Genomic DNA, 24484 nt, shown 5'->3' with positions numbered 1-24484 from the left:
GAGCACGACACCATGCCAGCCATGTCCTCCCGCGGCCGCGGCCGCCGAACGATCAACGAGATCAACATGGTCCCGTTCATCGACGTGATGCTGGTGCTGCTGATCATCTTCATGGTCACCGCGCCGCTGATCACGCCGAGCGTGATCAACCTGCCGAGTGTCGACAAGGCCAACAAGCAGCCCGACAAGCCGATCGAGATCGTCATCAAGAGCGATGACGAAGTGCAGATCAAGAAAGATCCATCCACCGGAAGCGGCGGCAGCTCGATCCCGATGACGCAGATCGGCTCGGCAGCCAAGACCGCGCAAGGCGGCGATGCAGATCGCCCTGTCGTCATCAGCGCCGACAAGTCGGTCAAGTACGAGACCGTGGTCAAGGCGATGAACCAGCTCAAGCGCAGCGGCATCGAGCGGGTCGGGCTCTCGGTGCAGACCACGGGCGCGAAGTAAGGCATGTCGCTCGCCGCGGAACGCCCCGAATTTGCGCCACCACCGCAGCGTGGCACGCTGCGCGCCGTGCTGCTGGCGCTCTTTGCGCACGCGCTGCTGATCGCCCTGCTGACATGGGGCGTGAGCTGGCGCCGCGAGGCCGAGAACGATGCCGTCGAGGCCGAGCTGTGGTCGTCGACCGTCCAGCAGGCCGCGCCCCGCGCTGTCTCGCCGCCAACGCCGACGCCTCCCCCGCCGGTCCCGACGCCCGCCCCCCCGCCGCCACCTCCTCCCCCGCCGCCCCAGGCTGCAAAGCCGCCTGAGCCGACTCCTACGCCGCGCCAGCCCGACATCGCCCTCGAACGCGAGAAGAAGCTCAAGGAACAGAAGGAACGCGAGCTGGAGCAGCAGCGCGTCGAGCAGCAGAAGAAGCTCGAGGCCCAGAAGAAGGCTGACCAGCAGAAGAAGGAAGCCGAGGCTCGCAAGCGCGAAGAGGAGGAAGCTGAGCGCAAGAAGGACGAGCAGAAGAAGCTCGCCGATCAGAAGCGAAAGCAGGAAGCCGAAGCCAAGCAGCAGGCCGATGCCGCGAAGAAGAAGGAAGCCGATGCGAAGCAGGCCGCCCAGGCAGCTGCCGATCGCGCGGCGACGCTCAAGCGGATGCAGGCGCTGGCCGGCACCGGCAATGAAAACTCCACCGGTACGGCCGCGCGTTCTTCCGGCCCGTCGGGGAGCTACGCGGGCAAAGTCCAGGCGGCTGTTCGGCCCAACGTGGTGTTCCCCGATGCCGATCTCGTCAGCGGCAATCCGTCGGCGGAATTCGACGTGCGCCTTGCACCCGACGGCACGATCGTCGGCACACCGCAGATCACGAAATCGAGCGGCAACTCCAGCTGGGACCAAGCTGCGTTGCGGGCATTGCAGAAGACCGAGAAGCTGCCGCGCGACATCGACGGCACGGTGCCTGCGCGCCTGATCATCTCGCTCAAGCCGAAGGGCTGACGCCGGCCGCCGTGCTGGCGCGCAGCCGGGTTACTTCGCGCGCCCGTACTTCGCGGAGAAGCTCGCCGACCCAAGCTTGTTGGCATTGATCATGAAGCCGACCAGCGCAGCAGTGGCATCCGCCGGAATGTCCAGCTTGTCGGTCTTCAGCGCGTACACGGTGAAGATGTACCGGTGCGGCTTGTCCCCTGCCGGCGGGCAAGCGCCACCGAAACCCGGCGCGCCGAAATCCGTGCGCCCCTGCATGCTCCCGGCCGGCAATCCCTTGCCGTCAGCGGTGCCGGCGCCCTCGGGAATCTCGTTGGCCGAGGCGGGAATGTTGTAGATCACCCAGTGCCACCAGCCCGAACCGGTCGGCGCATCGGGGTCGTATGCGGTCACGGCGAAGCTCTTGGTGCCGTTGGGCGCTCCGCTCCACTTCAATGCGGGGGAGACGTTCTTGCCGGAGCAGCCGAAGCCGTTGAACACGTGAGCATCCGTCAGCGTGCTGCCGGGCTTGATGTTGGGGCTCGTCAGGACGAATCCGGCGGCTTGCGAAAGCGTCGCGCAGGCGGCAAGCGCAGTCGCGAGAGAAACCGAACGCAGCTTGGTATGCATGGTCATTGCTCCTCCTTCCCGGATGTTTGCGGGGGCACGATCATGCCGCGCGTTGCATGCCGCCGTCCAGCCCTCGCGAACACGTAGTGGGCAACGCTCGCCGCAAGGCCGCCGAGGATGAGGCCGAAGAGGACGTCCATCGGGTAGTGCACCCCGACGACCACACGCGCCACAGCCACCAGGACGGCGAGCACGAGCAGGATGCAGCCAAAGGCGCGATGGCCCGCCATCAGCAGGAACGAGAAGGCAATGGCTCCGTAGGCTGTCGCGTGGCTGCTCGGAAACGAGGCACTGGGCCCATGGTGCAGATGCAGGAAACCCAGTCCGAGCACAAATGGCCGCGGCCTGTTCCAGAAGTGGCCGATGAGCTCACAGGCCACCGCGCCCAATGCAAGCGCGATGACTGCCGCCAGCAGCGGTGTGAGGGATGCCTTCCCTCGACGCAGCACGTAGACCGCCAGCAGCACCAGCAGAAGCCAATGCGCCTGGACGGCAAGAAAGGTCCACAAGCCGATCCACCAGCGGGGTGCATCGGCATGTGCGTTCAGCAACAGGAAAAGCTGGCGGTCCAGCGTGTCGAGCATCGGGGAGTCCGCTTACTCGTAGACGACGGCTGCCTTGCCGGCCTCGGCCTGCGCCATCCAGCTCGCCAGCGCGGCATCGGTCGGGAAGAACTTCGCGCGCTCCCCGAGTTGAAGCTCGACCTGCGCGCCGTTCCGGGCCATCGACAGACGCACGCCCAGGCCCTGGAGCAGCTCGCCGTGTTCGCTTTGCTCGGTGCGCGGCGGAAATTCCTTCACGAGGCGCGCGATATCCGGTGCCTTGCCGTTGACCGCCACACGCAGGTATTTACCAAAGCGGCAGCGCGCCGCCGCCAGGTCCCATGCCTGCATGACCTGGAACCGGGCCTCGAAGCCGCCGCGCGCCGGTTGCAGCCGGCCGCTCACGATCACGAGTTCATCGTCCTTGAGCACATTGCGGTTGGCGTTGAACAACGCCTCGTCGGCGGTCGCCTCGATCGAGCCCGACTTGTCGTCCAGTTTGAAGATACACAGCCGCCCGCGCTGGCCGTTGATGACGCGGAAGTCGCTCACGATGCCGGCGATCACCTGCTGCTCGCGGCTGTCGATCAGGTCGTCGATCGCACGCTTGCAGAAGCGGCGCACTTCGTGCTCGACCTCGTCGAAGAGATGCCCCGACAGGTAGAAGCCGACCGCCGTCTTCTCGTAGGTCAGTCGTTCTTTCACACCCCATGGCGTCGCATCGATCAGGTCGGGCTCCTGCGCCGCCGAGCCGTGCTCGCTGTCGCCGAAGATGTCGACCTGCGCCGCATTGGCCTCGGTCGCCGATGCGAACTCGAAGGCACGATCCAGCGATGCGATCAGTGATGCGCGGTTCTGCTGCAGCGAATCGAAGGCGCCGGCCTTGATCAGCGCTTCGACAGTACGCTTGTTGATGCGCTGGCGGTCCACCCGAACGCAGAAGTCGAACAGGCTCTTGAACGGGCCGCCCTCCTCTCGCGCCCGAACAACCGCCTCGACCGCGAGTTGGCCGGTTCCCTTGACCGCACCCAGGCCATAGCGGATGACCTTGTCATTGACCGGCTCGAAGCGATAGTTGCCGCGGTTCACATCCGGCGGCTCGAAGGTGATGCCGAAGTTCTTCTGCGCATCCTCGAACAACACCTTCAGCTTGTCGGTGTTGTCCATTTCCACGGTCATGTTGGCGCAGAAGAACTCGGCCGTGTAGTGCACCTTGAGCCAGCCGGTGTGATAGGCCAGCAGGGAGTACGCGGCGGCGTGCGACTTGTTGAAGCCGTAGCCCGCGAACTTCTCCATCAAGTCGAAGATTTCGTCGGCTTTCGCCTCGTTGATGCCGTTCTGCGCTGCACCTTTGCGGAAGATCTGGCGGTGCTCCGCCATCTCCTCGGCCTTCTTCTTTCCCATCGCGCGACGCAGCAAGTCGGCGCCGCCGAGCGAGTAACCGCCCAGGATCTGCGCGGTCTGCATCACCTGTTCCTGGTAGACCATGATCCCGTAGGTCTCGGAGAGCATGTCCGCCACCATCGGGTGCGGATACTCCACCGTCTCGCGTCCGTGCTTGCGCGCGACGAAGCTCGGGATCAGGTCCATCGGACCGGGGCGGTACAGCGCGTTCAGCGCAATCAGGTCTTCGAGCCGCGTCGGCCGCGCGTCCTTCAACATGCCCTGCATGCCGCGCGATTCAAACTGGAACACGGCTTCTGTCTTGCCTTCGGCGAAGAGCCTGTAGGTCGGCGCGTCGTTGAGCGGGATGTTCTCGAACGCGAAGTTCTCCTGCCCCTTGTGGCGCTTGACGATGAATTCCTTGGCGATCTCGAGAATGGTGAGTGTTGCCAGCCCCAAGAAGTCGAACTTCACCAGGCCGACGGCTTCCACGTCGTCCTTGTCGTACTGGCTCACCGCCGAATCGCTGCCCGGCTGCTGGTAGAGCGGGCAGAAGTCGGTGAGCTTGCCCGGCGCGATCAGCACACCACCGGCGTGCATGCCGATATTGCGGGTCATGCCTTCGAGCTTCTGCGCCATCTCGACGACGGTGCGGACTTCTTCCTCTTTCTCGATGCGCGCCGCGAGCTGCGGCTCCATCTCGATCGCGTAGTTGTTCTTGTCGCCTTCGACCTTGGGCGAAGGCGGGTATTGCAGCGTGACCGACATGCCCGGCTTGTTCGGGATCAGCTTGCTGATGCCGTCGCAGAAGGTGTAGCTCATGTCCATCACACGACCCACGTCGCGGATGGCGGCACGCGCCGCCATCGTGCCGAAGGTGGCGATCTGGCTCACTGCGTCGCGGCCGTACTTGTCCTTCACGTAGTCGATCACGCGATCGCGGTTGCCCTGGCAGAAGTCGATGTCGAAGTCGGGCATCGACACCCGCTCCGGGTTCAGGAAACGTTCGAAAAGCAGCTTGTATTCGAGCGGATCGAGGTCGGTGATCTTCAGCGCGTAGGCCACCAGGGAACCTGCCCCGGAGCCCCGGCCCGGCCCCACCGGGCAGCCGTTGTTCTTGGCCCAGTTGATGAAGTCGCCCACGATCAGGAAGTAGCCGGGGAACCCCATCTTCAGGATGGTGTTGATCTCGAATTCGAGCCGCTCCACGTAGCGTGGACGCTCGGTATCGCGCTTCGCAACATCGGGGTAGAGGTGCACCAGACGCTCCTCCAAGCCCTCGAGCGAGGCGTGCCGGAAGTAATCCTCGATCGGCATGCCGTTGGGCGTCGGGAAGTTCGGCAGCTGCGGCTTGCCAAGCACGAGCGTCAGGTTGCAGCGCTTGGCAATCTCGACGGTGTTCGCGATGGCGCTCGGCACGTCGGCGAAGAGCTTCTCCATCTGCGCGGAAGACTTGAAGTACTGCTCCTTGGTGAACTTGCGGATGCGCCGCGGGTTGCCAAGGATCTCGCCTTCGGAGATGCAGACGCGCGCCTCGTGCGCCTCGTAGTCGTCGGCCGTCGCGAACTGCACCGGATGCGTCGCGACCACCGGCAGTTTGAGTCGCGCAGCGAGCTGCACGGCGGCGATCACATGCGGTTCGTCGTCCGGCCGGCCGGCCCGCTGCAGTTCGATGTAGAAGCGATGCGGAAAGATGCCCGCCAGCTCCAGCGCAACCTCGGCCGCGCGCTCGCGCTTGCCTTGGAGCAGCGGCGCTCCCAGCGGCCCGGCCTGCGCACCCGACAGCGCGATCAGCCCGCCCTGCAGCTCCTTGATCCACGCCAGCTTGCACGCCGCCTGGGCCTGCCCGCGGCCAACGTTCTGCGTCCACGCACGCGCGAGCAGCTCGGAGAGATTGAGGTAGCCCTCCTTGTTCTGCACCAGCAGCACGATGCGCGTGAGCGCGGCGGGGTCCGACCCCAGCCCCTCGACCACCACTTCGGCGCCCAAAACCGGCTTGACGCCCTTGCCCCGCGCTTCCTTGTAGAACTTGACGCCACCGAACAGGTTGTTCAGGTCGGTGATCGCCAGCGCGGGCTGTTGATCGGCGGCCGCCGCCTTGACAACTTCATCGATGCGGTTGGTGCCGTCGACGACGGAGAACTCGGTGTGCAGGCGCAGGTGAACAAACATCCGGCGATTGTAGAAAGCGAGGGCTTCACGATGTGATCTCGCTGACCCTATTGCGTTGGCGATTGCACCGGCCCGGCCGCCTAAAATCCCGCCCCGTGCAAGAGACTTTAAACATTGCGGCCTACAAGTTCGTCCCGATCGACGATGCCGCCGAATTGCGCGAAATGCTTCGCGCCAAGACCCATGAGCTCGATCTCAAGGGCACGATCCTCGTCGCGCAGGAAGGTATCAATCTGTTCGTGGCCGGCACGCCCGATTCGGTGCGCACTTTCCTGGCCGTTCTCCGAGCGGATCCGCGCTTTGCGGACCTCGAAGCCAAGGAAAGCTGGTCCGCGTCGCAGCCTTTCCGTCGCATGCTGGTCAAGATCAAGCGCGAGATCATCCGGATGGACCATCCCGCCATCCAGCCGGCCGCCGGCCGTGCACCCGGCGTGGACGCCGCCACGCTCAAGCGCTGGCTCGACCAGGGCCACGACGATGCCGGCAAGCCGGTCGCGATGCTCGACACCCGCAATGCGTTCGAGGTCGACTACGGCACTTTCGAAGGCGCGATCGACTGGCGCATCCACAAGTTCACCGAATTCCCCAAGGCCGTGCAGAAGCACCGCGACGAGCTTGCCGGCAAGACGGTGGTGAGTTTCTGCACCGGCGGCATCCGCTGCGAGAAGGCCGCAATCCTGATGCACGAACTCGGGCTGGACAACGTGGTGCAGCTCGACGGCGGAATCCTCAAATATTTCGAAGAGGTTGGCGGGGCGCACTACCAGGGCGAGTGCTTCGTTTTCGACGGCCGCGAGTCGCTTTCACCGGATCTCAAGGCACGCGCCAACGGCATCAGCGCCCGGGCCTCCGAGGATCCGGATATCGCAAGGAAAAGTTGATCTCCCCCAGCCTCGCCCACTTCGTGTGGCTCGGGCACCCCCTCTCCGGGGGCGACCCCGGCGGCCCGGCGAAGCCGGTTCCACGGGGTCCCGCGCTTAGTCTGCCGCGCGGAAGGCCGGGTGGTCCGGCAAGGGGATGAACTCCGTCTCGCCTGGCACATGTCCGATGCGCTGCGCGGTCCAGTCGGCGCCAGCTTCGACGATGCGTTCGCGCCGGCTCGACACGAAGTTCCAGGTGATGAAGCGCGGCCCGTCGAGCGGTTCGCCGCCGATGACCACGGCGCGGACCGCGCCTTGCGTCGTGAGCACACCGCCCTGCCCGTCGGCCAGCAACGCCATCGTGTGCTGGGCGACCGGTTCGCCATCGAGCATCAGGTCGCCATCCACCGGATAGATCGCCAGCTCGTCGGCAACTGCAGGCAGTTCGAACCGCGCGCCGGCCGGCAGTGCGAGGTCGAGATAGATCGTCTTCGAGAACGTCTTCACCGGAGAGCGGACGCCAAAGGCCTCGCCCACCAGCACCCGGACGGGCACGCCCTGCACTTCGAGCGCCGGAATCTCTTCGGCCGCCGTATGGGTGAAGCTGGGCTCGGCTTCTTCATGCGCTAGTGGCAATGCACACCAGAGCTGAAGGCCGTGGTTCACGTAGGTCGACTGGAGCAGGTGCTCGGGCTTGCGCTCCGAGTGGACGATGCCGCGCCCTGCGGTCATCCAGTTGATCGCGCCCGGACGAATCTCCTGCACGCTACCGATGCTGTCGCGATGCATCATCGCGCCCTCGAAAAGATAGGTCACCGTCGCCAGGCCGATGTGCGGATGCGGACGCACGTCGTGCTGGTTGCCGGGCTGTTCGGTCGCCGGCCCGAAATGATCGAAGAAAACGAAAGGCCCGACGGAGCGGCGCTTGGCGGCCGGCAGCAGGCGGCGGACGTTGAAGCCGCCTCCCAGGTCCTTGTCGTGCGGTTGAAGCTGGAGCGTTGCGGTCATCGTGGTGTTCCGGTCTGAATCTGGATCAGTTTTGTAGCACTGCAGCGATGCGCTCGCCGAACGCGATGGCTGTTTCGAAATCGCCCTTGGCCATCTCGGCTGGGCTGGCATCCGTGGGCGAGGTGGTGAGCAGGCCGTTGTAGCCGCCGACGTAGTTGAGCGAATCGCGCTTCGCTGCCTTGTCGTTGCTCGGCATGATGCCGAGGCTGATCCACAGCCCGCCGTGCTGCATCGCGAAGTGCCACAGGTAGGTCAGCGTCGCGTCCTTGTCGCCGTTCATTGCACTGCTGTTGCTGAAGCCGGCGAAGTACTTGTTCTTCCAGCCCTGCGTGTACCAGACCTTCGAAGAGGCGTCGGCAAACTTCTTGAACTGCCAGCTCGGCCCGCCCATGTAGGTCGGCGCGCCGAGGATGATCGCGTCGGCTCCCGCGAGAAGGTCCCAGCCGTGGGCCGGCAGATTGCCATCGGCATCGATCGCCAGCAGGTGCGCGCCCGCACCGTCGGCCACGGCCTGCGCCACGCGTTGCGTGTGCCCGTAGCCTGAATGAAAAACAACAACGATCTCGGCCATCGCCCCTCCGTGCAAATCAAGCGGGAGAGCTTATGCCAGAAACGCCAACGGACCGGGTTTGCCGGTCCGCTGGTGTTGCCCCCCTGAAGGGGGGTGTCAGAGGGGTTACTTCCGATCCACGCTGATGCGGCCGGGGCCGAACGCCGCGATGGCAAGCAGACCGCCGGCGATGGCCAGGTTCTTGAAGAACATCAGCTGGTTCACATACGCCTTGTCAGCGGGCATGCCCCAGTAGTTGTGGAAGAACACCGCAGCCGCCACGGTGAACACCGCAATGACGATCGCTGCCAGACGCGACTTGAAGCCGACCAGCAACAGGATGCCGAAGCCGAGTTCAACGACGATCGCGATCACTGCGCCAAGCTGCGGCAGCGGCAGCCCTGCAGACGCGATGTAGCCCACCGTGCCGGCGAAGCCCATCAGCTTGCCGAAGCCGGCCGGAATGAAGAGCGCCGCGATCAGGATGCGCCCGATCAAGGCCAGCGCGTCTTGCGCTGCGCCGGTCGTCGCGGCCGGAGCGGCGTAGTTGGATGCGGTGGTGGTGGTCATGGGATGGACTCCTGGGTTGAAAAATCGTTGAAAAGGAAAACCCGCCGCTTCAAGCGGCGAGGTCGAATACCAGCACTTCGGCGTCCTTGCCGCCGTCGAGCGTGAGTTGAGATTCGCCCTGGATCAGGGCAGCATCTCCGGTGGAGAGCTTCGTGCCGTTGGCCTCGAGCTCGCCACGCACCAGATGCACGTAGCTCTTGCGCTTCGGATCGAGCGTCAGGCTGGCCTTCTCGTCACCGTTGAACAGTCCTGCGAAGAGCTTCGCGTCGGCGTGCACCAGCACCGAGCCCTCCGCGCCGTCGGGCGATGCAACGAGACGCAGCTTGCCGCGCTTCTCGTCTTCCGAAAAGCTCTTCTGCTCGTAGCCCGGCTCGATGCCGCGCACATTCGGTTCGATCCAGATTTGCAGAAAGTGCGTCGTCTGGTCGGCCTTGTGGTTGAACTCGCTGTGCATCACGCCGCGGCCAGCACTCATCCGCTGGACGTCGCCGGGCGGAATGGATTCCACGTTGCCCATGCTGTCCTTGTGCGCGAGTTCGCCCGACAGCACGTAGCTGATGATTTCCATGTCCCGGTGGCCGTGCGTGCCGAAGCCGGCGCCCGCGGCGACCCGGTCTTCATTGATCACACGCAGGTTGCCGAAACCCATGTGCTCGGGATCGTAGTAGCCGGCGAAGGAAAAACTGTGAAACGAGCGCAGCCAGCCGTGATCGGCATAACCGCGTTCCTGTGATTTACGGACTTGCAACATCGTTGAACTCCTGCCCTTCCATCAAGGGCCTTTCGGTATGCCGCGCCCTGTGCGCGGCGGATGTCCAGAACTTTAGGATCCGCACCTTCAGCGAAAAGCAATGCCGTTTGATGGCATCATTCAATTTTTTTGAACGATCAGCCCTCATGCCGACCGCCCGCGACGTCCTGACGCCCGACGCCCTCGCGATGCTGCAGACCGTGGCCAGCACCGGCAGCTTCGCGGCGGCCGCACGCGCGCTGAACCTCGTGCCGAGCGCGCTGAGCTACCGCGTCCGGCTGATCGAAGACGCACTGGACGTGCTTCTGTTCGACCGCAGCGGCCGACAGGCACGCGTGACCGAGGCGGGTGTCGAACTGCTCCGCGAGGGCTCCCGCCTGCTCAGCGAGATCGATTCGGTGGCCAACCGCGTCAAGCGCGTCGCCACCGGCTGGGAGCCGATGCTGACCATCGCGGTCGACAGCGTGATCGCGCGCGACCCGCTGCTCGATCTGGTCAACGCCTTCTACGCCCTCGAACCGCCGACGCGTCTCAAGCTGCGGGACGAAACGCTGCTCGGCACCATCGAGGCACTGACGAGCGGAGAAGCCGACCTCGCCATCGGCGCGGTGCTCGATGCCGCCAGCCTCGCCTTCACCGCCACTGGCATCCGGAGCCGGCCGATCGGCGAACTGGCGTTCGTCTACGCCGTGGCGCCGCACCATCCGCTGGCGCGCGTCGAAGAACCGCTGAGCGACGATGTGCTCAAGCAATACCGGGCGGTCGCGGCGGCGGATTCGTCGCGCGCCGGTCCGAGCATGACGGTCAATCTGGTCGGCGGACAGGACGTGCTGACCGTCCCGACCATGCAGGCCAAGCTGGCCGCGCAGTTGCATGGGCTCGGAGGCGGCTTCCTCCCCGAGCCGATGGCCCGGCCGTACATCGAGGCCGGGCATCTGGTGGAGCGCAAGACGATGCGCGTGCAGCCGCTCGCCACCATGCACTGCGCCTGGCGCGTTCGCAGCGCCGGCAAGCCCGGGCGCGCGCTGCAGTGGTGGCTCGAGCAGTTCGAGCACGAAGGCAGCCGCCGGGCGTTGCTCGAACGTCACCGCGGACGCTGAAGAGCGGTCGTCAGCGGTTAGAGTGGCTTGCCTGCTTCACACAATCCAACCAGCGAGACGACCGACATGATTCTTCGCCCCCCAGCCGACCGCCACCGATCCACGCCGTCCCGCCACTTTGCGGTGGTCGGGGCGGGTATCGCGGGCGTGGCTTGCGCCCGCACGCTGATCCAGGCGGGCCATCGCGTCACCGTCTTCGAGCGCGAAGCCACCGCGGGCGGGCGCATGGCCAGCGTGTCGACACCGTTCGGCCGCTTCGACAGCGGCGCACAGTACTTCACCGTGCGCGATCCGCGATTCACCCAGGCCATCGAGACGGCACCGGGCGTTTGCAAGCCCTGGAGCGCGAACCTCGTGCGCGTGCTCGACGCACATGGCCGGGTTGCCGAAGCCGCCCTCCCCGGCCTCGAACAGCACTGGGTTGCCCAGCCGGGCATGGACGCGCTCGTCGCCCAATGGGCCGCGCCGCTCGGTGATTCCCTCGTCACGCGGACCAACGTGACGCGCATCGAGCCCGACGCGCTCGACGCCACGCGCTGGCAGCTCCGCACGACCGGCGACGATGATTCACAGCACGTCTATTCGGGCTTCGACGCGGTACTTCTCGCAGTGCCGCCGGCCCGCACGCGAGAGCTGCTCGATGGCGGCAGGCTCTCGCGCACGATCAGCAAGAAAGTTGAACCAGTGCGTATCGCGCCGTGCTGGACGCTGATGATCGCGTTCCCCCAGGCCAATCAACCAACGATGTCGCACCTCGGTCCGCAATGGAACGTGGCGCGTAGCACCCATCACCGCATTGCCTGGCTGGCGCGCGAATCGTCCAAGCCCGGTCGCGATCGCATCGAGCGCTGGACGGTGCAGGCCAGCCCGACTTGGTCGCAGGAACATCTGCGCGACGATCGCCCGCGCGTCGAGGCCAAGCTGCTCCGCGCATTCGCCGAGATCACCGGCATCCGCGCCGAACCCTCGCATTCGCAGGCACGCTGCTGGCCTGAAGCGCAAACGCAGGTGCCGGTCGGCGAAGAGCATCTGTGGGACGCCAAGGCCCGCATCGGCGTGGCGGGCGACTGGTGCCTCGGGCATCGGGTCGAGGACGCATTCCTTTCCGGCCTGACGCTCGCGCTCAAGGTCATCTGACGCTTCCGCGGAGAGGCATGACGCGGATCGGCCGCTTCGCTCCTTCGCCGACCGGCCCGCTTCATGCCGGTTCGCTGGTGGCAGCGCTCGCGAGCTGGCTCGACGTACGGGCGCAAGGCCCGGATGCCCGCTGGCTGGTTCGGATCGAGGACGCCGACACCGAGCGCTGTCTGCCCGCCATGGGCGAAGTGATTCTTTCGCAGCTCGCCGCCTGCGCGCTGTTGCCCGACGAACCGCCGGTGTGGCAGACGCAGCGCGCGCATCGCTATGAAGTTGCGCTGGACAAACTGAAAGCCGCGGCGCTCGCCTATCCCTGCGGCTGTTCCCGCAAGGACATCGACGAAGCGCTGGCACGGCTCGGCGTCGCGCACACGCGGCACGGCGAGCGCGTCTACCCGGGCACTTGCCGCGATGGCTTGCACGCCAAGGCTGCGCGCGCCTGGCGATTTGCCGCGACGAAATTCCAGCAAGTATCAGCGGAGCCGCTGGTGCATTGGCACGACCGCCGACTCGGCGATCAGCAGCAGGACGTGGCCCATGAAGTCGGCGATTTCGTGCTCAAGCGCGCGGACGGCCCATGGGCGTACCAGCTCGCCGTTGTGGTCGACGATGCCGAGCAAGGCGTGACGGACGTCGTACGCGGCGAGGATCTCGCGGACAACACCGCGCGGCAAATCCTGCTGCAACGTGCGCTCGGCGTGCCGACGCCCCGCTACCTCCACACGCCGCTGGTGCTCGGGCCGGACGGCGACAAGCTCTCCAAGCAGAACGGGGCAACCGCATTGCAGGCGGGTACGCCTGCAGAGGCGCTGGCGGCGCTCGATGCTGCCGCGCAGCAACTCGGACTTCGTGCCACGAACGCTGGCTCAGCCACCGAGGCACTCGCAGAGTGGGTCCCGCAGTGGCGCGATCTCTACAATTCGCGCCCGTGACCAGTCCCATCAACGATATTCCCGACACCCCGCCGGAAGACGCCCCGGCCGACAAGCCCACCGGCGAAGCGCATCCGCTGCATCGGCGGCTCAAGAGCTTCGTCCGGCGCGCCGGACGCACCACCGAAGGCCAGGCGCGCGCCTACGAGGAGTTCGGACCCCAATTCCTGCTCCCCTACAACCCCGCCCCGCTCGACTTCGAGTCGACCTTCGGCCGCAAGGCACCGACGATCCTCGAAATCGGCTTCGGCATGGGCGAGGCCACAGCGCACATCGCGGCGCTCCTGCCCGAGAAGAACTTCCTTTGCTGCGAGGTGCATGAGCCCGGCGTCGGCGCGCTGCTCAAGCGCATCGGCGAGCAGAACCTGAAGAACATCCGCATCTGCGCCCACGACGCGGTCGATGTGCTCGACCACATGCTGCCGCCGGCGACGCTGTCAGGCGTGCATGTCTTCTTCCCCGACCCGTGGCACAAGAAGCGGCACAACAAACGGCGGCTGATCCAGGGCCCGCTCGTCCGCAAGTTGGCGGACCGGCTCGCGCCCGGCGGCTATCTGCATTGCGCCACCGACTGGCAACCTTATGCCGAGCAGATGCTCGAAGTCCTCTCGCAGGAACCGCTGCTGCGCAACACCGCGCAGGACTATGCGCCCAAACCGGCCTACCGGCCCCTGACGAAGTTCGAGAACCGCGGCCTCAAGCTCGGCCACGGCGTCTGGGATTTGGTGTTCGAACGCGTCTGAGCGCGAGCGCCGCCTTCGGGCGGGTCAGTACGCGAGCGAGAGCGGCTGCGCTTCGTTCGCGGCCGCCGTTTCGATCCCCCGCGCCGACAAGGCATCCTCCTGCTCCGCCAGGATGAGCGCTGCGCGATGGGCAGAACGACTCGCGATCTTCGTGTGGGTAATCAGCGCCTGAAACTCGCGCTCCAGGTCTTCAGGCGACCGATCGCCCGGCGCGCTCATCAGCGTCTTGCTCACGTCGACCAGCGCCGCGGCGGCGCTCAGGCAGATGTTCACCGCTGACTGCGCCGCGCTGGTGCGAAAGCGCTGCATTTCCTTGCGTGAAGCCATGTCGATCACGTCGATCGGCAGGTCGATCGCCAGTCCGAATTCCGGACCTCCCCCGAGTTCACTGTCAGCATGCGCAAGCACTTTTTCGATGGCAAGAAGTGCGTTTTCAAGGAGGGCGGTATCTGTTGGCGTTGACTTCATTTCGATCGCCGGCGGTGATTTCCGGTACGGCGGGAATGGTGACAGCACGGGCCGAATTGCCCCTGTGAAAAATGCCACACGCGTGATGCAAAAGTTAACATTTTTGGATCGCTGCAACGACCTCATCGACCGCCTTCATGGCGGGTCAGCGTCAGACCTGTGAACTAATCCCTTTGTTTGCGCCAACCAAGTTGATACATTTTTTATCAATTGCAAGAAAGGTTGGCCATGGAACTGACGCGCAGAAGCTGGATGGGCAAGACCGGCGGCATGCTATTGCTCGGCGGAAGCGCGATCTATGCGAGCCGACCCGCGCACGCGCAAACGACCAACGCTAGCCGTGCAGCAGCCACACCGGCGACACCACGCACCGTCATCCTCGGGCAATCGGTGCCCCTGACGGGCGCAGCCAGCGAGATCGGCCTTGCCTTCGCGGCTGGCGCCAAGCTCTACGCCGACCAGTTCAACGAATCCAGCGCGACGAGCGGCATCCACCTCAAGCTGCTGCAACTCGATGACGGCTACGACGCCGCTCGCGCAACCGCCAATGCGCGCAAGCTTCTGGACGCAGACAAGGTGGACATGCTTTTTGGTTTCGTCGGCACCGCCAGCAGCGAAGCCGGGGCCGCCATCGCCGCGAAGCAGGGCTCGATCCTCTTCGCGCCATTCGCCGCCGCCGACAACCTGCGCGGCCCGAACTCCCCCAACGTCTTCCACGTGCGTCCGAGCATGGGCGACGAGGCGATCAAGATCCTGCGGCAGTGCGCCGCCGTCGGGCAATCGCGCATCGCGCTCATTGGGGATGACGATGCGATGGGCCGCGCGGGCCTCGCGGCGGTCCAGCAGGCGATCGACGAGCTCAAGATCTCGCCGCTCGTCGCGACCGCGATGGTGCCAGCGAACGACGACAAGATCGATGCCGCGATCGCAGGCGTGCTGAAGCAGTCCCCGCAGGCCATCGTGTTGGTGTCGCTGTCGGGCACGACCTCGAACGTGGTGCGCAAGCTGCGCAAGAGCGGCTACTACGGCACCCTGATGACGTTCTCGATCGTGGGCATCGACCCGCTCTACGCAAGCCTCGGAAAGGATGTGGGCGGGATGGTGATCTCGCAGGTCGTGCCCTCGCCGCGCCCGTCCGCGATCCCGATCGTCAAGGAATACCTCGCCGCGGTCGACAACTCGGACCAGACCGCCTCCTACGAAGGCCTCGAAGGCTTCATCGCCGCCAAGACGGCTGGTGAAGCGGTACGTCGAGCAGGCAAAGGCTTCACGCCCGCGACGTTGCAGAAGGTGATGGCTGGCATGACGGACTACGACGTCGGTGGTTTCCGCATCAACCTGCGTCCGGGCTTGCGCGATCCGGGACGCAGCATCGATCTGATCAGCATCGCGAAAGACGGTCGGGTTCTTCGCTGACCCCCACGGTCATGTGGCGCTGCCTAGCCGTTGCAGGGCGTCGATCGACAGCAGGTCGATGCGGCCGTAGCGCAACGCGATCACGCCCTCTTCCGCCATCGCGTTGAGTTCTTTCGACAGCGTCTGTCGCGTCACGCCGAGCATCATCGCGAGAGCTTCCTGAGGTAGAGAAACCGTGCGTCGCAACTCCGGCGATTGCGTGACGTCCCCCCGGGCGAGCGACATCAGACGCCGCGCCACGCGCGCGCGAAGTCCGCGCAGCGTCGCGTCTTCCATCAATCCGTAGAGCCCTCGGACGCGCGCCGCGAGCAGTGCGGCCACAGCGCGCGCAAAAGCAGCGTCTTCCATCTGCCGCGCGAAGGCTTCATAGGGCACGACCAGAAGGTCGAGCGCCGACAGCGCCGTCGCATCATGCGTGCGCGGCGACCCGTCGATGAGGCTGATCTCGCCGAACCAATTGCCCGGCTCGAGCACCGCGAGGATCGCCTCGCGCCCGTCCTGGCGCAACGTCGAGATCTTGATGGTCCCGGCCGCAAGACCGTAGAAGCCCGCGCCCCCCACATGCACCGGGTCGCCCTGCCTGAAGACCATCGCACCGCGCCGCACATGGATCAGTTCGGCCGCGCCAAGCAAGGCGTCGCGCTGCGCGCGGCTCATCGAGGCGAACCACGGGTTGGCTTCCAGCGCAGAGCGATGCACGGCGGAAATGCGGGGTCTGGAAGTCGGCGGCATTCGGGGGTTTGTATGGGCGCCACATTGTCAAATTTTTGACAGTTGAGCGTCAACCACAGGTCTACAGTGGGCCGCTTCCCACGGAGACGACACGATGAACGCAAGAGCGAATTTCACCCGCATGCAGGACAGCACGCGCGAAGACTGGCAACTGATCGGCGGCGAATTCATGCAGTTCGCGACCAGCCTGCCCAACCGCGTGATCAAGCACCTGCAGATCCTCGAAGGCGACTACGGCGGCTTTCCGATCGATCGCTACGCGCATTCGCTGCAGACCGCGACGCGCGCCCTGCGCGACGGCCGCGATGACGAGTACGTGGTCTGCGCGCTGCTGCACGACATCGGCGACACGCTCGGCACCTTCAACCATCCTGACATCGCCGCGGCGATCGTGAAGCCCTTCGTGAGCGAGGAGAACCACTGGATGGTGCAGCACCACGGCATCTTCCAGGGCCACTACTTCTTCCATCACATCGGCCTCGATCGCGACCTGCGCGAGAACTTCCGCAGGCACCCGAACTTCGAGCGCACAGCCGAGTTCTGCGAGCTCTATGACAACCCCGCCTTCGATCCGAAGGCCGAGACCTTGCCGATCAGCGAATTCGAGCCGATGCTTCGCCGTGTGATGGCGCAGCCGCGCCAGAGCCTCTACAAGTCCGCCTTGAAATCCGAGCAGGCCACCGCCTGAACCCCACCAGGAGACCCCGATGAACGCCACCTCCACCAGCGAAGTCCAGAAACTCGTCAGCGCCGAAGAATGGCAGTTGCGCGTCGACCTTGCCGCCTGCTACCGACTCGTCGCCCTCTATGGCTGGAGCGACCTCGTCTTCACCCACATCAGCGCGCGCGTGCCGGGGCCGGAGCATCACTTCCTCATCAATCCCTACGGCCTGATGTTCGACGAGATCACGGCGTCGAGCCTGATCAAGGTCGACAAGGACTGCAACAAGGTCATCGACTCGCCCTACCCGGTCAATCCGGCCGGCTTCGTGATCCACAGCGCAGTGCATGCGGCGCGCGAGGACATCCAGTGCGTGCTGCACACGCATACGCGCGCAGGCATCGCCGTTAGCGCACAGAAGAACGGCGTGCTGCCGATCAGCCAGCAGTCGACTTTCGTGCTGGCGTCCCTCGCGTATCACGACTACGAAGGCGTGGCCTTCCGCGATGACGAGAAGCCGCGCCTGCAGGCCGACATGGGCGAGGCCAACTTCCTGATGCTGCGCAACCACGGCCTGCTGACCGTGGGCAAGACCATCGCGGATGCCTTCCTCTCGATGTACACCTTCGAGAACACCTGCCAGATCCAGATCGCGGCGCAGGCTGGTGGCGGCGAACTCACGCAGGTCGACCCGCGCATCGTCGAAGGCGTGGGCCACGCGATGAAGGTGCAGACCGGCGGAATGGGCGGCGCCTTCGTCTGGCCGTCGCTGATTCGCAAGTTGGATCGCGTCGATCCCTCTTACAAGACCTGACCCCGATCCACCAAAAACACCGCGGAACCGGCTTTGCCGGGCCGTTGGTGTTGCCCCCGGTCGGGGGTTGGCGGCTACACGCAGTGAGCAAGCCTGGGGGCGAGCTAAATATCCAGGCCGCCGCCGTCTCGCGAAGTCGGTAGGCGGCCTCGCGCTTCCTCCTCGACGCGGCAGTACTCGCGCAGCTTGATGAGCGCGCGGTACAGCCCATCCCTCTCATCCGAATCGAGCACACGCAACGCCGTCGCCTGACGCTGGCGCGCGATCGGGATGGCCTCCGCATGCAGCGCCTTCCCTGACTCCGTGATCGAGCAGAACACCTTCTTGCGCGGCGTATTGCCCTCTGCGCGCAGTTCCACCAGACCCCTGTTCTCCAGCAGCTTGAGCGTGCGGCTGACCAGCGCCTTGTCCGAGGTCGATTGCTGCACCAGATCGCTGAAGGCCAGCGTGTCCGCATGGGCCACGAGCGACAGCACGCGCCACTCGGAAACCGATAGCCCGAACTGGTCCGCATAAGGCAGCGTCACGATGCGCCGCAGGGCGTTGCCCACCTGGCTCATCATGGTCGTGATGAAGGCATCGACGGTGAGGCCGGTGCCTGCTGCGTCGAGTTCGGTCCAGGGCGTTGTCTGTGCGCCGGCTGGCCGGGAAGAGCTTTGGTCAGTCATTTGGCGCGCATTGTTCCACGACGGCTGGCAGCCGCATTCGGGACAAAATCAAAAGTAAATTTCTTACTGTCAATAGGTATTTACGGCAAGTTGATGCATCAACTTGTGGGCGGAAAATTCTCTCTCGTTAGTGAATCACTGTTTCACTAATAAACCAACGTTTCTTCCCATGTAGCCAGCCGCCATGCGGGGCCTTCACCTCCGCGTGGTTCTTTCCAGGAGCCAGTGATGTTCTCGACCCGTCGCCAAGTTCTTCTTGCGGCCACGATGGCGGCTTGCGCCATGACCGCCGGACCCTCCGCCTTTGCCCAAGCGGCCTACCCGTCCAAGACGATCAGCGTGATCGTGTCCTACCCCCCGGGCGGCGACACCGACGCCATCGCGCGCCTGTTCGCGGACAAGCTCTCGCAGCGTCTGAATCAGGCGGTGATGATCGAGAACAAGCCGGGCGCCGGCGGTGCCCTGGGCAACAACTTCGTCAGCCGTGCTCCTGCCGACGGCTACACGCTCCTCTTCACGCCGAACCCCTTCACCACCGCACCGCTGGTGATGAAGCTGTCGCCGAGCGCGAGCTACGACGTGCTTCACGGCTTCGAGCCCATCATCAACACCGCGACGCAGCCGCTGGTGCTGGTGGCCAACCCGGCCGTTGGCGTCAAGACGCTGCCGGACCTGATCAAGCTCGCCAAGACCGGCAAGCAGGTGACGTACGCCAGCCCGGGCGCGGGTTCGCCGATGCACATCCTGGGCGAATGGCTCAACAAGGAAGCCGGCGTGAAGTTCACGCACGTGCCATACAAGGGCGTGGGCCCCTCGGTCACCGACGTGGTGGCCGGCCATGTGGACACCGCCTGGGTCACCTTCGGTGCCGTGCGCGCGTACCTGGACAACGGCCGCCTGATCCCGCTCGCGATCGGCGATGCACAGCGCTCCAAGCTCGCGCCGAACGTGCCGACGCTCGCCGAACTGGGCTACAAGGACGTGATCGTCGGCTCGTGGAACGGCTTCTTTGCACCCAAGGGCACGCCCGCCTCGGTCGTGAAGATGCTCAACGAAAACCTCAACGAGATCGTCAAGCAGCCTGAAGTGGCCGAGAAGCTGGCCGTGTTCGGCGCATTGCCCGCAGGCGGCGCGCCGGACAAGCTGGGCAAGATCAATTCGACCGAGTACACGGTGATGGGCAAGGTCATCAAGGACCTTGGCATTAGCGCGGAATAACTCGCACCCAGGCTGCGCGCACTTCGTGTCGCTACGCCAACCCCCTACCGGGGGCAACACCAGCGGACCGGCGGAGCCGGATCCGCGGTGTTTCACGAACGGACTTCGCCTTGCTCGTCCTTGCGACAGCCAGGGTACGGAGGTGAACTTATGAAGAATCCCCCTGAACTTTCTACTCCCAGCGCCTCGACGTTGGGTGCGGATATTCCGCAAGTGACCGCGCGGGCCAAGGTGCTTGGGCGCGCGATGTACGCGGGCGATATCAAGGTGCCGGGCATGCTGCACGGCAAGGTGCTGCGCAGCCCGTATCCGCATGCGCGGATCGTGTCGATCGATGTGTCGGAAGCGCTGGCGCTGCCGGGCGTGAAGGCGGTGCTGACAGGCGCCGATGCGCCACGTGCGATGTGGGGCGTGCATCACAAGGAACGGCGGATCCTCGCCGAGGGCGTCGTTCGCTTTGCGGGTGAGGAAGTTGCAGCCGTTGCCGCGACGACCGAAGAGATTGCTCGCGATGCGCTGGACCTGATCCGCGTCGAATACGAAGAGCTTCCCGCAATCCTCTCGACGGAAGAGGCGATGGACGAGGAAGCGCCGGGCGTGCATCCGGGCCGCAACAACATCTCGCACGAGATCCGCTTCGAACGCGGCGATGCGGATGCGGGCTTTGCTTCCGCGCACGTCATCCACGAAGCCACCTACGACACGCACGCGCAGTACCCGGGCTATCTGGAGCCGATGGGCACGGTCGCGACGATCGATCCGGAAGGCCGGCTCGTGGTGTGGACTTCGACGCAGTCGATCACGCAGGCCCGTCTGCGGCTTGCTGCGGCGCTGGAGCGGCCGATCTCGAGCATCCGCGTTCTTCAGGCGACCACCGGCGGCGGCTTCGGCGGCAAGATGGTGGAAGACGCCAACAACCTCATCGCAGGCCTGCTGGCGGTGAAGACCGGCAAGCCGGTGCGGGTGGTCAACAACCGGCTCGAAGACTTTCTCGCGTGCTGCTCCAGCGTGCCCGAGCGCATCACGCTCAAGCTGGGCATGGATCGCGACGGGATCATCGTCGCGAAGGACGTTCGCATCATTGCCGAATGCGGCGCCTACTCCGGGCTCTCCGCCGAGGTGATGCACGTCACCGCGATGCGCAGCGACAACATGCATCGCAACCCCAACGTGCGCTCGCATGCCACGCTGGTCTACACCAACAATCCGCCGCACGGCGCGTTCCGCGGCTTTGGCGGAACGCAGATGCAGTTCGCGCTGAACAGCCACATCCACACGATGGCCGGCATGCTCGGGCTCGATCCGATCGAGATCCACAAGCGCAATGCGATCCGCAAGGGCGACGTGTCGATCCACGGCTGGGAGATCGGCAGCACCGGCCTCGTCGAGTGCATCGATCAAGCCACGCAGGCGCTCGATTGGGAAGCCAAGCGCAAGGCGCCGAAGTCCAATGGCCCGAAGAAGCGCGGCGTCGGCATGGCGGCCGCGATGCACGTGAGCGGCAACCGCACGATCGGCAACTGGGACGGCTCGACCGTCGTCGTCAAGATCAACGAGGACGGCCGCGTCTTCATCATGAGCGGCGAATGCGACATGGGCCAAGGCGCGATGACCATGCTGAGCCAGGTGGTTGCCCATGAACTCGATCTGCCGCTTTCGCATGTGCTGGTGTTGCAGCCTGACACCGACACCTCACCGATCGCCATTGGCTCGCTCGCTTCGCGCGTGACCATCGCGGCCGGCAATGCGGCGATCGTGGCCGGGCGCATGGCGCGCGACAAGCTTTTCGCACTCGCATCGAAGCAATGGAACGTGCCGGTCGAACAGCTCAAGCTCGCGGGCGGCGCAGTCTTTGTCGCCGATGCACCCGAGCGCCGCGCCACCATCGCCGAACTTGCAAAGCTCCACGTCTGGACGCACGGCGGCGAAGGCATCCAGGTCAGTGGCACCTGGGACGCCAAGACCGTCATGCACGACGACAAGGTCTACGGCAACATCGCGCCGGCCTACTCCTTTGCGGCGCAAGCGGTTGAGGTCGAGGTCGACACCGAGACCGGCCAGGTCACCGTGCTCGACAGCTACGTCTCCGACGACTGCGGCAAGGCGCTGAACCCGATCGCGATCCACGGCCAAACCAACGGCGCAACGGTGCAGGCCTTCGGCTGGGCGCTCTACGAGCAGCTCCAGCTCGACAACGGCCGCCTGATGAACGGCAACTTCGCCGACTACACCATGGCCACCGCCGACGCGGTGCCGCTGCTGCGTGGCGGCTTCGTTGAATCCAACGACCCGAACGGCCCCTATGGCGCCAAGGGCGCGAGCGAAACAGCGATCCTGCCGGGCGCACCCGCCATCGCCAACGCGGTGTTCGACGCCGTGGGCGTTCGCATCACCGAGTTGCCGATCACCCCCGAAAAGATCCTCTCCGCATTGCGTGCGAAGAAAGAGGAAGAAAAGGAGACGCGCCATGCGTGACTTCGACTATCTCGAACCCACCACCGTCGACGAAGCCAGCCGCATGCTCGGTGACCTCGGCGACGAATGCCGCGCGATCGCGGGCGGCACCGCATTGATGCTTGGCATGCGCCAGCGCATGCTGACGCCGACGCATCTCGTTTCGCTCGCGCGTATCGAGGCACTGCGCGGCATCGACTTCGATGCGCGCAATGGCCTGCGCATCGGCGCACTCTCGCGCCACGCGGACGTCGCGAATTCCGCGATCGTGCAGAAGCACTACCCGGTGCTCGCCAGCATGGCCTCGCGCGTGGCGAACCCACAGGTGCGCAACCAGGGCACGATCGGCGGCAATCTCTGCTATGCCGATCCGTCCACCGATCCGCCAGGCTGCCTGATGGCGCTTGATGCGCAGATCGTGCTCGGCAGTGCGCGCGGCGAGCGCGTGCTGAGCATCGAGGAATTCCTGGTCGACTACTACGTGACCGCGCTGGAGCCCGACGAGATGGTCGTCGAGATCCGCGTGCCGCCGCTCGCGGCCGGTACTGATGGCGCGTACACGCGCTTCCTGCGCACCGCGGCCGAGCACCGTCCACTCGCCAGCGTCGCCTTCATCGCGCGTCGCGAAGGTTCTCTGTGCCGTGAAGCGAAGCTCAGCGTCGGCGCATCGACGCCGATCCCGACACGTCTGCGGCGCGCCGAAGCCTTCCTTGAAGGCCGCACCGTCACTGCCGACATCGCAACCGAGGTGGCCGACATCGTTGCCGCCGACATCGAGCCGGTGTCCGACGCACGCGGCTCGGCGGACTTCCGCCGCGACATGGTGCGCATCGTCGCGCGCCGCACCGTGGCCGAACTCTTCGGCCTCGACATGAACGAAGGAGCCTTGCAATGAGCCAGCACCGTATCGAATGCACCGTGAACGGCGAGGCGCAGAGCGTTGAAGTGCCCGCGCGGCGATTGCTATCCGACTTCCTGCGCGATGACCTGCATCTCACCGGCACCAAGCGCGGTTGCGAGACCGGCATCTGCGGCGCCTGCTCGGTGCTGGTGGATGGCGAGGTCGTCAAGTCGTGCCTCAAGCTGGCCGTGCAGGTGCAAGGCTGCGAGATCACCACCGTCGAAGGCCTCAGCAAGGGCGACGAACTGCATCCGTTGCAGGAGAGCTTCATGCAATGCGGCGGCCTGCAATGCGGCTACTGCACGCCGGGCTTTCTCATGACCTCGTGCGCAATGCTCAAGAACAACCCCCAACCGACCGCCGACGAAGTGCGGCACGGGCTCAACGGCAACCTCTGCCGTTGCACCGGCTACACCCAGATCGTCGAATCCATCCTGACCGCCGCGGAGAAGATGCATGGAAATTGAAAAGACACTGACCGTCGCTGCCGCCCCGCAGCGCGTATGGGCCCTGCTGCTCGATCCGCAGGTGATGGGCGGCTGCGTGCCGGGCATGAAGTCGATCGACGTCATAAGCGATGTCGAGTACGTCGCGCAGATGCACGTGAAGATCGCTTTCATCAATGCCAAGTTCAAGCTGCGCACCACCATCGTCGAACAGCGCGAACCGAGCTACCTGCGTGCCGAAGGCACCGGTGAAGATGCATCGGTCGCCAGCTCGTTGAAGCAGCAGAGCGAGATCTTCCTCACGCCGACTGCGGAAGGCGGCACCGAGCTGCGCATCAAGGTCAACGTCGATGTGCTCGGCCGGCTCGGCACCTTCGGGCTCAGCGTGATGAAGACCAAGGCCGATCGCATGTGGGAAGAGTTCGGTGCGAACCTCGTGGCTCGCATCGATGGTGGTGTGGTGCCTGCGCCTGTCGCTGCGCCCTCCCCCGCGCCTGCAGCGGCGGCGAAGGAGCCGGCACCCGCACCGGCAGCCAAGACCGTCACCGCAAGCAAACCGGCACCGCAGGTTGCGCACGAAGCGGCCAGTGCAGTGGCACCGGTGCTGTCGGACGGCGGCAAGCCGGTCCATGCGGCACGCCCGCACGTTGCGACGACCCACACGGCGACCACGCATGAACGCGACGCCGAGCCCGGCTGGTGGTCGCGCCTGCTTGGCGTACGCAATGGGCGCCCCGTGAATGGCGCGTCGACGGATCGCTCGATCCGCATCGAGATCCGTCAGCTCGACAAGACGATCAACATCGAATGGCCGCTCGAAGGCGCGGACCAATGCAAGGACTGGCTGCGCGAAGTGCTCGCCAAGTGATCACGCGGCCACTATGATGAGCCCGGCGCCGCGCGCATCGACTCCGGTCGGTGCTCACGGCGCCA

Annotated in this window: 25 protein-coding genes; 15 read left to right on the top strand and 10 right to left on the bottom strand. The window is 65.3% G+C overall.

Features of this window, described 5'->3' with window-relative positions:
* Nucleotides 1-12: 12 nt before the first annotated feature.
* Both FHW64_RS01760 and tolA read left to right on the top strand, forming a co-directional pair.
* Nucleotides 13-450 carry a biopolymer transporter ExbD gene (locus FHW64_RS01760; RefSeq protein WP_184522501.1) on the top strand — a complete coding sequence of 146 codons (438 nt, stop codon included), beginning with the start codon at nt 13-15 and terminating at the stop codon, nt 448-450.
* A 3-nt stretch (nt 451-453) separates the two neighbouring features.
* Entirely contained in the window at nt 454-1428 is a 975-nt protein-coding gene (gene tolA, locus FHW64_RS01755) for a cell envelope integrity protein TolA (protein WP_184522500.1), read from the top strand.
* Between the two features lie 30 nt (nt 1429-1458).
* Here tolA and FHW64_RS01750 read toward each other — a convergent pair whose 3' ends face one another.
* From FHW64_RS01750 to dnaE, 3 genes are read right to left on the bottom strand one after another with little or no spacing between them, the layout of a single operon-like run.
* Nucleotides 1459-2025 (bottom strand): YbhB/YbcL family Raf kinase inhibitor-like protein, encoded by a 567-nt coding sequence (locus FHW64_RS01750; RefSeq protein ID WP_311733263.1) that lies wholly within the window; start codon nt 2023-2025, stop codon nt 1459-1461.
* 2 nt (nt 2026-2027) lie between these two features.
* On the bottom strand, nt 2028-2609 hold the full coding sequence (locus tag FHW64_RS01745) for a phosphatase PAP2 family protein (RefSeq protein WP_184522498.1): 582 nt from the start codon (nt 2607-2609) through the stop codon (nt 2028-2030).
* Between the two features lie 12 nt (nt 2610-2621).
* Nucleotides 2622-6122 carry a DNA polymerase III subunit alpha gene (gene dnaE, locus FHW64_RS01740; protein WP_184522496.1) on the bottom strand — a complete coding sequence of 1167 codons (3501 nt, stop codon included), beginning with the start codon at nt 6120-6122 and terminating at the stop codon, nt 2622-2624.
* 95 nt (nt 6123-6217) lie between these two features.
* Between dnaE and FHW64_RS01735 the strand changes: the two genes are divergently transcribed.
* A complete protein-coding gene (locus FHW64_RS01735; protein WP_184522494.1) occupies nt 6218-7003 on the top strand; it encodes a sulfurtransferase in 786 nt (261 codons plus the stop codon).
* Between the two features lie 96 nt (nt 7004-7099).
* Here FHW64_RS01735 and FHW64_RS01730 read toward each other — a convergent pair whose 3' ends face one another.
* The 4 genes from FHW64_RS01730 to FHW64_RS01715 form a co-directional block, all read right to left on the bottom strand.
* A complete protein-coding gene (locus tag FHW64_RS01730; protein ID WP_184522492.1) occupies nt 7100-7990 on the bottom strand; it encodes a pirin family protein in 891 nt (296 codons plus the stop codon).
* A 25-nt stretch (nt 7991-8015) separates the two neighbouring features.
* Complete coding sequence (locus tag FHW64_RS01725; RefSeq protein WP_184522490.1) at nt 8016-8561, bottom strand: flavodoxin family protein; 546 nt, start codon at nt 8559-8561, stop codon at nt 8016-8018.
* Between the two features lie 105 nt (nt 8562-8666).
* Nucleotides 8667-9110, bottom strand: coding sequence for a DoxX family protein (locus FHW64_RS01720; protein ID WP_184522489.1), 444 nt, complete (start codon nt 9108-9110; stop codon nt 8667-8669).
* Between the two features lie 49 nt (nt 9111-9159).
* Nucleotides 9160-9861, bottom strand: a complete 702-nt coding sequence (locus FHW64_RS01715) for a pirin family protein (protein ID WP_184522487.1) — start codon at nt 9859-9861, stop codon at nt 9160-9162.
* Between the two features lie 146 nt (nt 9862-10007).
* On the opposite strand from FHW64_RS01715, the gene FHW64_RS01710 reads away from it, so the two are divergent.
* The 4 genes from FHW64_RS01710 (at nt 10008) to trmB (ending at nt 13773) form a co-directional block, all read left to right on the top strand.
* Complete coding sequence (locus FHW64_RS01710; RefSeq protein WP_184522485.1) at nt 10008-10961, top strand: LysR family transcriptional regulator; 954 nt, start codon at nt 10008-10010, stop codon at nt 10959-10961.
* A gap of 66 nt (nt 10962-11027) precedes the next feature.
* Nucleotides 11028-12098, top strand: coding sequence for an NAD(P)/FAD-dependent oxidoreductase (locus FHW64_RS01705; protein ID WP_184522482.1), 1071 nt, complete (start codon nt 11028-11030; stop codon nt 12096-12098).
* Nucleotides 12099-12115: 17 nt separating this feature from the next.
* A complete protein-coding gene (gene gluQRS, locus FHW64_RS01700; RefSeq protein WP_184522481.1) occupies nt 12116-13030 on the top strand; it encodes a tRNA glutamyl-Q(34) synthetase GluQRS in 915 nt (304 codons plus the stop codon).
* On the top strand, nt 13027-13773 hold the full coding sequence (trmB, locus tag FHW64_RS01695; protein WP_409350587.1) for a tRNA (guanosine(46)-N7)-methyltransferase TrmB: 747 nt from the start codon (nt 13027-13029) through the stop codon (nt 13771-13773). The genes gluQRS and trmB overlap by 4 nt, the downstream gene beginning before the upstream one ends.
* A 24-nt stretch (nt 13774-13797) precedes the next feature.
* Here the strand turns inward: trmB and FHW64_RS01690 are convergent, their stop codons facing one another.
* The gene (locus FHW64_RS01690) at nt 13798-14367 is read right to left on the bottom strand and encodes a hypothetical protein (protein WP_221220701.1); all 570 of its coding nucleotides are present in this window, start codon (nt 14365-14367) and stop codon (nt 13798-13800) included.
* Between the two features lie 102 nt (nt 14368-14469).
* Between FHW64_RS01690 and FHW64_RS01685 the strand changes: the two genes are divergently transcribed.
* Nucleotides 14470-15657, top strand: coding sequence for an ABC transporter substrate-binding protein (locus tag FHW64_RS01685; RefSeq protein ID WP_184522476.1), 1188 nt, complete (start codon nt 14470-14472; stop codon nt 15655-15657).
* Nucleotides 15658-15666: 9 nt separating this feature from the next.
* On the opposite strand, the gene FHW64_RS01680 is transcribed toward FHW64_RS01685, so the two are convergent.
* Nucleotides 15667-16389 carry a Crp/Fnr family transcriptional regulator gene (locus FHW64_RS01680; RefSeq protein ID WP_184522474.1) on the bottom strand — a complete coding sequence of 241 codons (723 nt, stop codon included), beginning with the start codon at nt 16387-16389 and terminating at the stop codon, nt 15667-15669.
* A gap of 94 nt (nt 16390-16483) precedes the next feature.
* On the opposite strand from FHW64_RS01680, the gene FHW64_RS01675 reads away from it, so the two are divergent.
* Complete coding sequence (locus FHW64_RS01675) at nt 16484-17077, top strand: HD domain-containing protein (RefSeq protein ID WP_184522472.1); 594 nt, start codon at nt 16484-16486, stop codon at nt 17075-17077.
* 19 nt (nt 17078-17096) lie between these two features.
* The gene (locus FHW64_RS01670; RefSeq protein ID WP_184522470.1) at nt 17097-17864 is read left to right on the top strand and encodes a class II aldolase/adducin family protein; all 768 of its coding nucleotides are present in this window, start codon (nt 17097-17099) and stop codon (nt 17862-17864) included.
* A gap of 104 nt (nt 17865-17968) precedes the next feature.
* Here the strand turns inward: FHW64_RS01670 and FHW64_RS01665 are convergent, their stop codons facing one another.
* The gene (locus FHW64_RS01665) at nt 17969-18532 is read right to left on the bottom strand and encodes a MarR family winged helix-turn-helix transcriptional regulator (protein WP_184522468.1); all 564 of its coding nucleotides are present in this window, start codon (nt 18530-18532) and stop codon (nt 17969-17971) included.
* Nucleotides 18533-18760: 228 nt separating this feature from the next.
* Between FHW64_RS01665 and FHW64_RS01660 the strand changes: the two genes are divergently transcribed.
* From FHW64_RS01660 to FHW64_RS01640, 5 genes are all read left to right on the top strand, one after another.
* Nucleotides 18761-19750 (top strand): Bug family tripartite tricarboxylate transporter substrate binding protein, encoded by a 990-nt coding sequence (locus FHW64_RS01660; RefSeq protein ID WP_409350586.1) that lies wholly within the window; start codon nt 18761-18763, stop codon nt 19748-19750.
* A gap of 150 nt (nt 19751-19900) precedes the next feature.
* On the top strand, nt 19901-22225 hold the full coding sequence (locus FHW64_RS01655; protein WP_184522466.1) for a xanthine dehydrogenase family protein molybdopterin-binding subunit: 2325 nt from the start codon (nt 19901-19903) through the stop codon (nt 22223-22225).
* Entirely contained in the window at nt 22218-23099 is an 882-nt protein-coding gene (locus FHW64_RS01650) for a xanthine dehydrogenase family protein subunit M (protein ID WP_184522464.1), read from the top strand. Before FHW64_RS01655 ends, FHW64_RS01650 begins: the two co-directional genes overlap by 8 nt.
* Entirely contained in the window at nt 23096-23572 is a 477-nt protein-coding gene (locus FHW64_RS01645) for a (2Fe-2S)-binding protein (RefSeq protein ID WP_184522462.1), read from the top strand. The genes FHW64_RS01650 and FHW64_RS01645 overlap by 4 nt, the downstream gene beginning before the upstream one ends.
* Nucleotides 23562-24419, top strand: a complete 858-nt coding sequence (locus FHW64_RS01640) for a CoxG family protein (protein WP_184522460.1) — start codon at nt 23562-23564, stop codon at nt 24417-24419. Before FHW64_RS01645 ends, FHW64_RS01640 begins: the two co-directional genes overlap by 11 nt.
* Nucleotides 24420-24484 lie beyond the last annotated feature (65 nt).

It is taken from the genome of Variovorax sp. Sphag1AA (assembly GCF_014192575.1).
Lineage (GTDB): Bacteria > Pseudomonadota > Gammaproteobacteria > Burkholderiales > Burkholderiaceae_C > Variovorax.
The sequence above is the reverse complement of the archived record's forward strand: the minus strand, read 5'-3'. Positions and strand labels throughout refer to the sequence as shown.

Bases quoted from the DNA above. Each gene is read 5' to 3' on its own strand.
- FHW64_RS01750 (WP_311733263.1), bottom strand. From the start codon at position 2,025: ATGCATACCAAGCTGCGTTCGGTTTCTCTCGCGACTGCGCTTGCCGCC.
- dnaE (WP_184522496.1), bottom strand. From the start codon at position 6,122: ATGTTTGTTCACCTGCGCCTGCACACCGAGTTCTCCGTCGTCGACGGC.
- FHW64_RS01760 (WP_184522501.1), top strand. From the start codon at position 13: ATGCCAGCCATGTCCTCCCGCGGCCGCGGCCGCCGAACGATCAACGAG.
- FHW64_RS01730 (WP_184522492.1), bottom strand. From the start codon at position 7,990: ATGACCGCAACGCTCCAGCTTCAACCGCACGACAAGGACCTGGGAGGC.
- gluQRS (WP_184522481.1), top strand. From the start codon at position 12,116: ATGACGCGGATCGGCCGCTTCGCTCCTTCGCCGACCGGCCCGCTTCAT.
- FHW64_RS01670 (WP_184522470.1), top strand. From the start codon at position 17,097: ATGAACGCCACCTCCACCAGCGAAGTCCAGAAACTCGTCAGCGCCGAA.
- FHW64_RS01665 (WP_184522468.1), bottom strand. From the start codon at position 18,532: ATGACTGACCAAAGCTCTTCCCGGCCAGCCGGCGCACAGACAACGCCC.
- tolA (WP_184522500.1), top strand. From the start codon at position 454: ATGTCGCTCGCCGCGGAACGCCCCGAATTTGCGCCACCACCGCAGCGT.
- FHW64_RS01710 (WP_184522485.1), top strand. From the start codon at position 10,008: ATGCCGACCGCCCGCGACGTCCTGACGCCCGACGCCCTCGCGATGCTG.
- FHW64_RS01745 (WP_184522498.1), bottom strand. From the start codon at position 2,609: ATGCTCGACACGCTGGACCGCCAGCTTTTCCTGTTGCTGAACGCACAT.
- FHW64_RS01705 (WP_184522482.1), top strand. From the start codon at position 11,028: ATGATTCTTCGCCCCCCAGCCGACCGCCACCGATCCACGCCGTCCCGC.
- FHW64_RS01645 (WP_184522462.1), top strand. From the start codon at position 23,096: ATGAGCCAGCACCGTATCGAATGCACCGTGAACGGCGAGGCGCAGAGC.
- FHW64_RS01675 (WP_184522472.1), top strand. From the start codon at position 16,484: ATGAACGCAAGAGCGAATTTCACCCGCATGCAGGACAGCACGCGCGAA.
- FHW64_RS01720 (WP_184522489.1), bottom strand. From the start codon at position 9,110: ATGACCACCACCACCGCATCCAACTACGCCGCTCCGGCCGCGACGACC.
- FHW64_RS01715 (WP_184522487.1), bottom strand. From the start codon at position 9,861: ATGTTGCAAGTCCGTAAATCACAGGAACGCGGTTATGCCGATCACGGC.
- FHW64_RS01680 (WP_184522474.1), bottom strand. From the start codon at position 16,389: ATGCCGCCGACTTCCAGACCCCGCATTTCCGCCGTGCATCGCTCTGCG.
- FHW64_RS01660 (WP_409350586.1), top strand. From the start codon at position 18,761: ATGTTCTCGACCCGTCGCCAAGTTCTTCTTGCGGCCACGATGGCGGCT.
- FHW64_RS01685 (WP_184522476.1), top strand. From the start codon at position 14,470: ATGGAACTGACGCGCAGAAGCTGGATGGGCAAGACCGGCGGCATGCTA.
- FHW64_RS01640 (WP_184522460.1), top strand. From the start codon at position 23,562: ATGGAAATTGAAAAGACACTGACCGTCGCTGCCGCCCCGCAGCGCGTA.
- FHW64_RS01725 (WP_184522490.1), bottom strand. From the start codon at position 8,561: ATGGCCGAGATCGTTGTTGTTTTTCATTCAGGCTACGGGCACACGCAA.
- FHW64_RS01655 (WP_184522466.1), top strand. From the start codon at position 19,901: ATGAAGAATCCCCCTGAACTTTCTACTCCCAGCGCCTCGACGTTGGGT.
- FHW64_RS01690 (WP_221220701.1), bottom strand. From the start codon at position 14,367: ATGAGGTCGTTGCAGCGATCCAAAAATGTTAACTTTTGCATCACGCGT.
- FHW64_RS01650 (WP_184522464.1), top strand. From the start codon at position 22,218: ATGCGTGACTTCGACTATCTCGAACCCACCACCGTCGACGAAGCCAGC.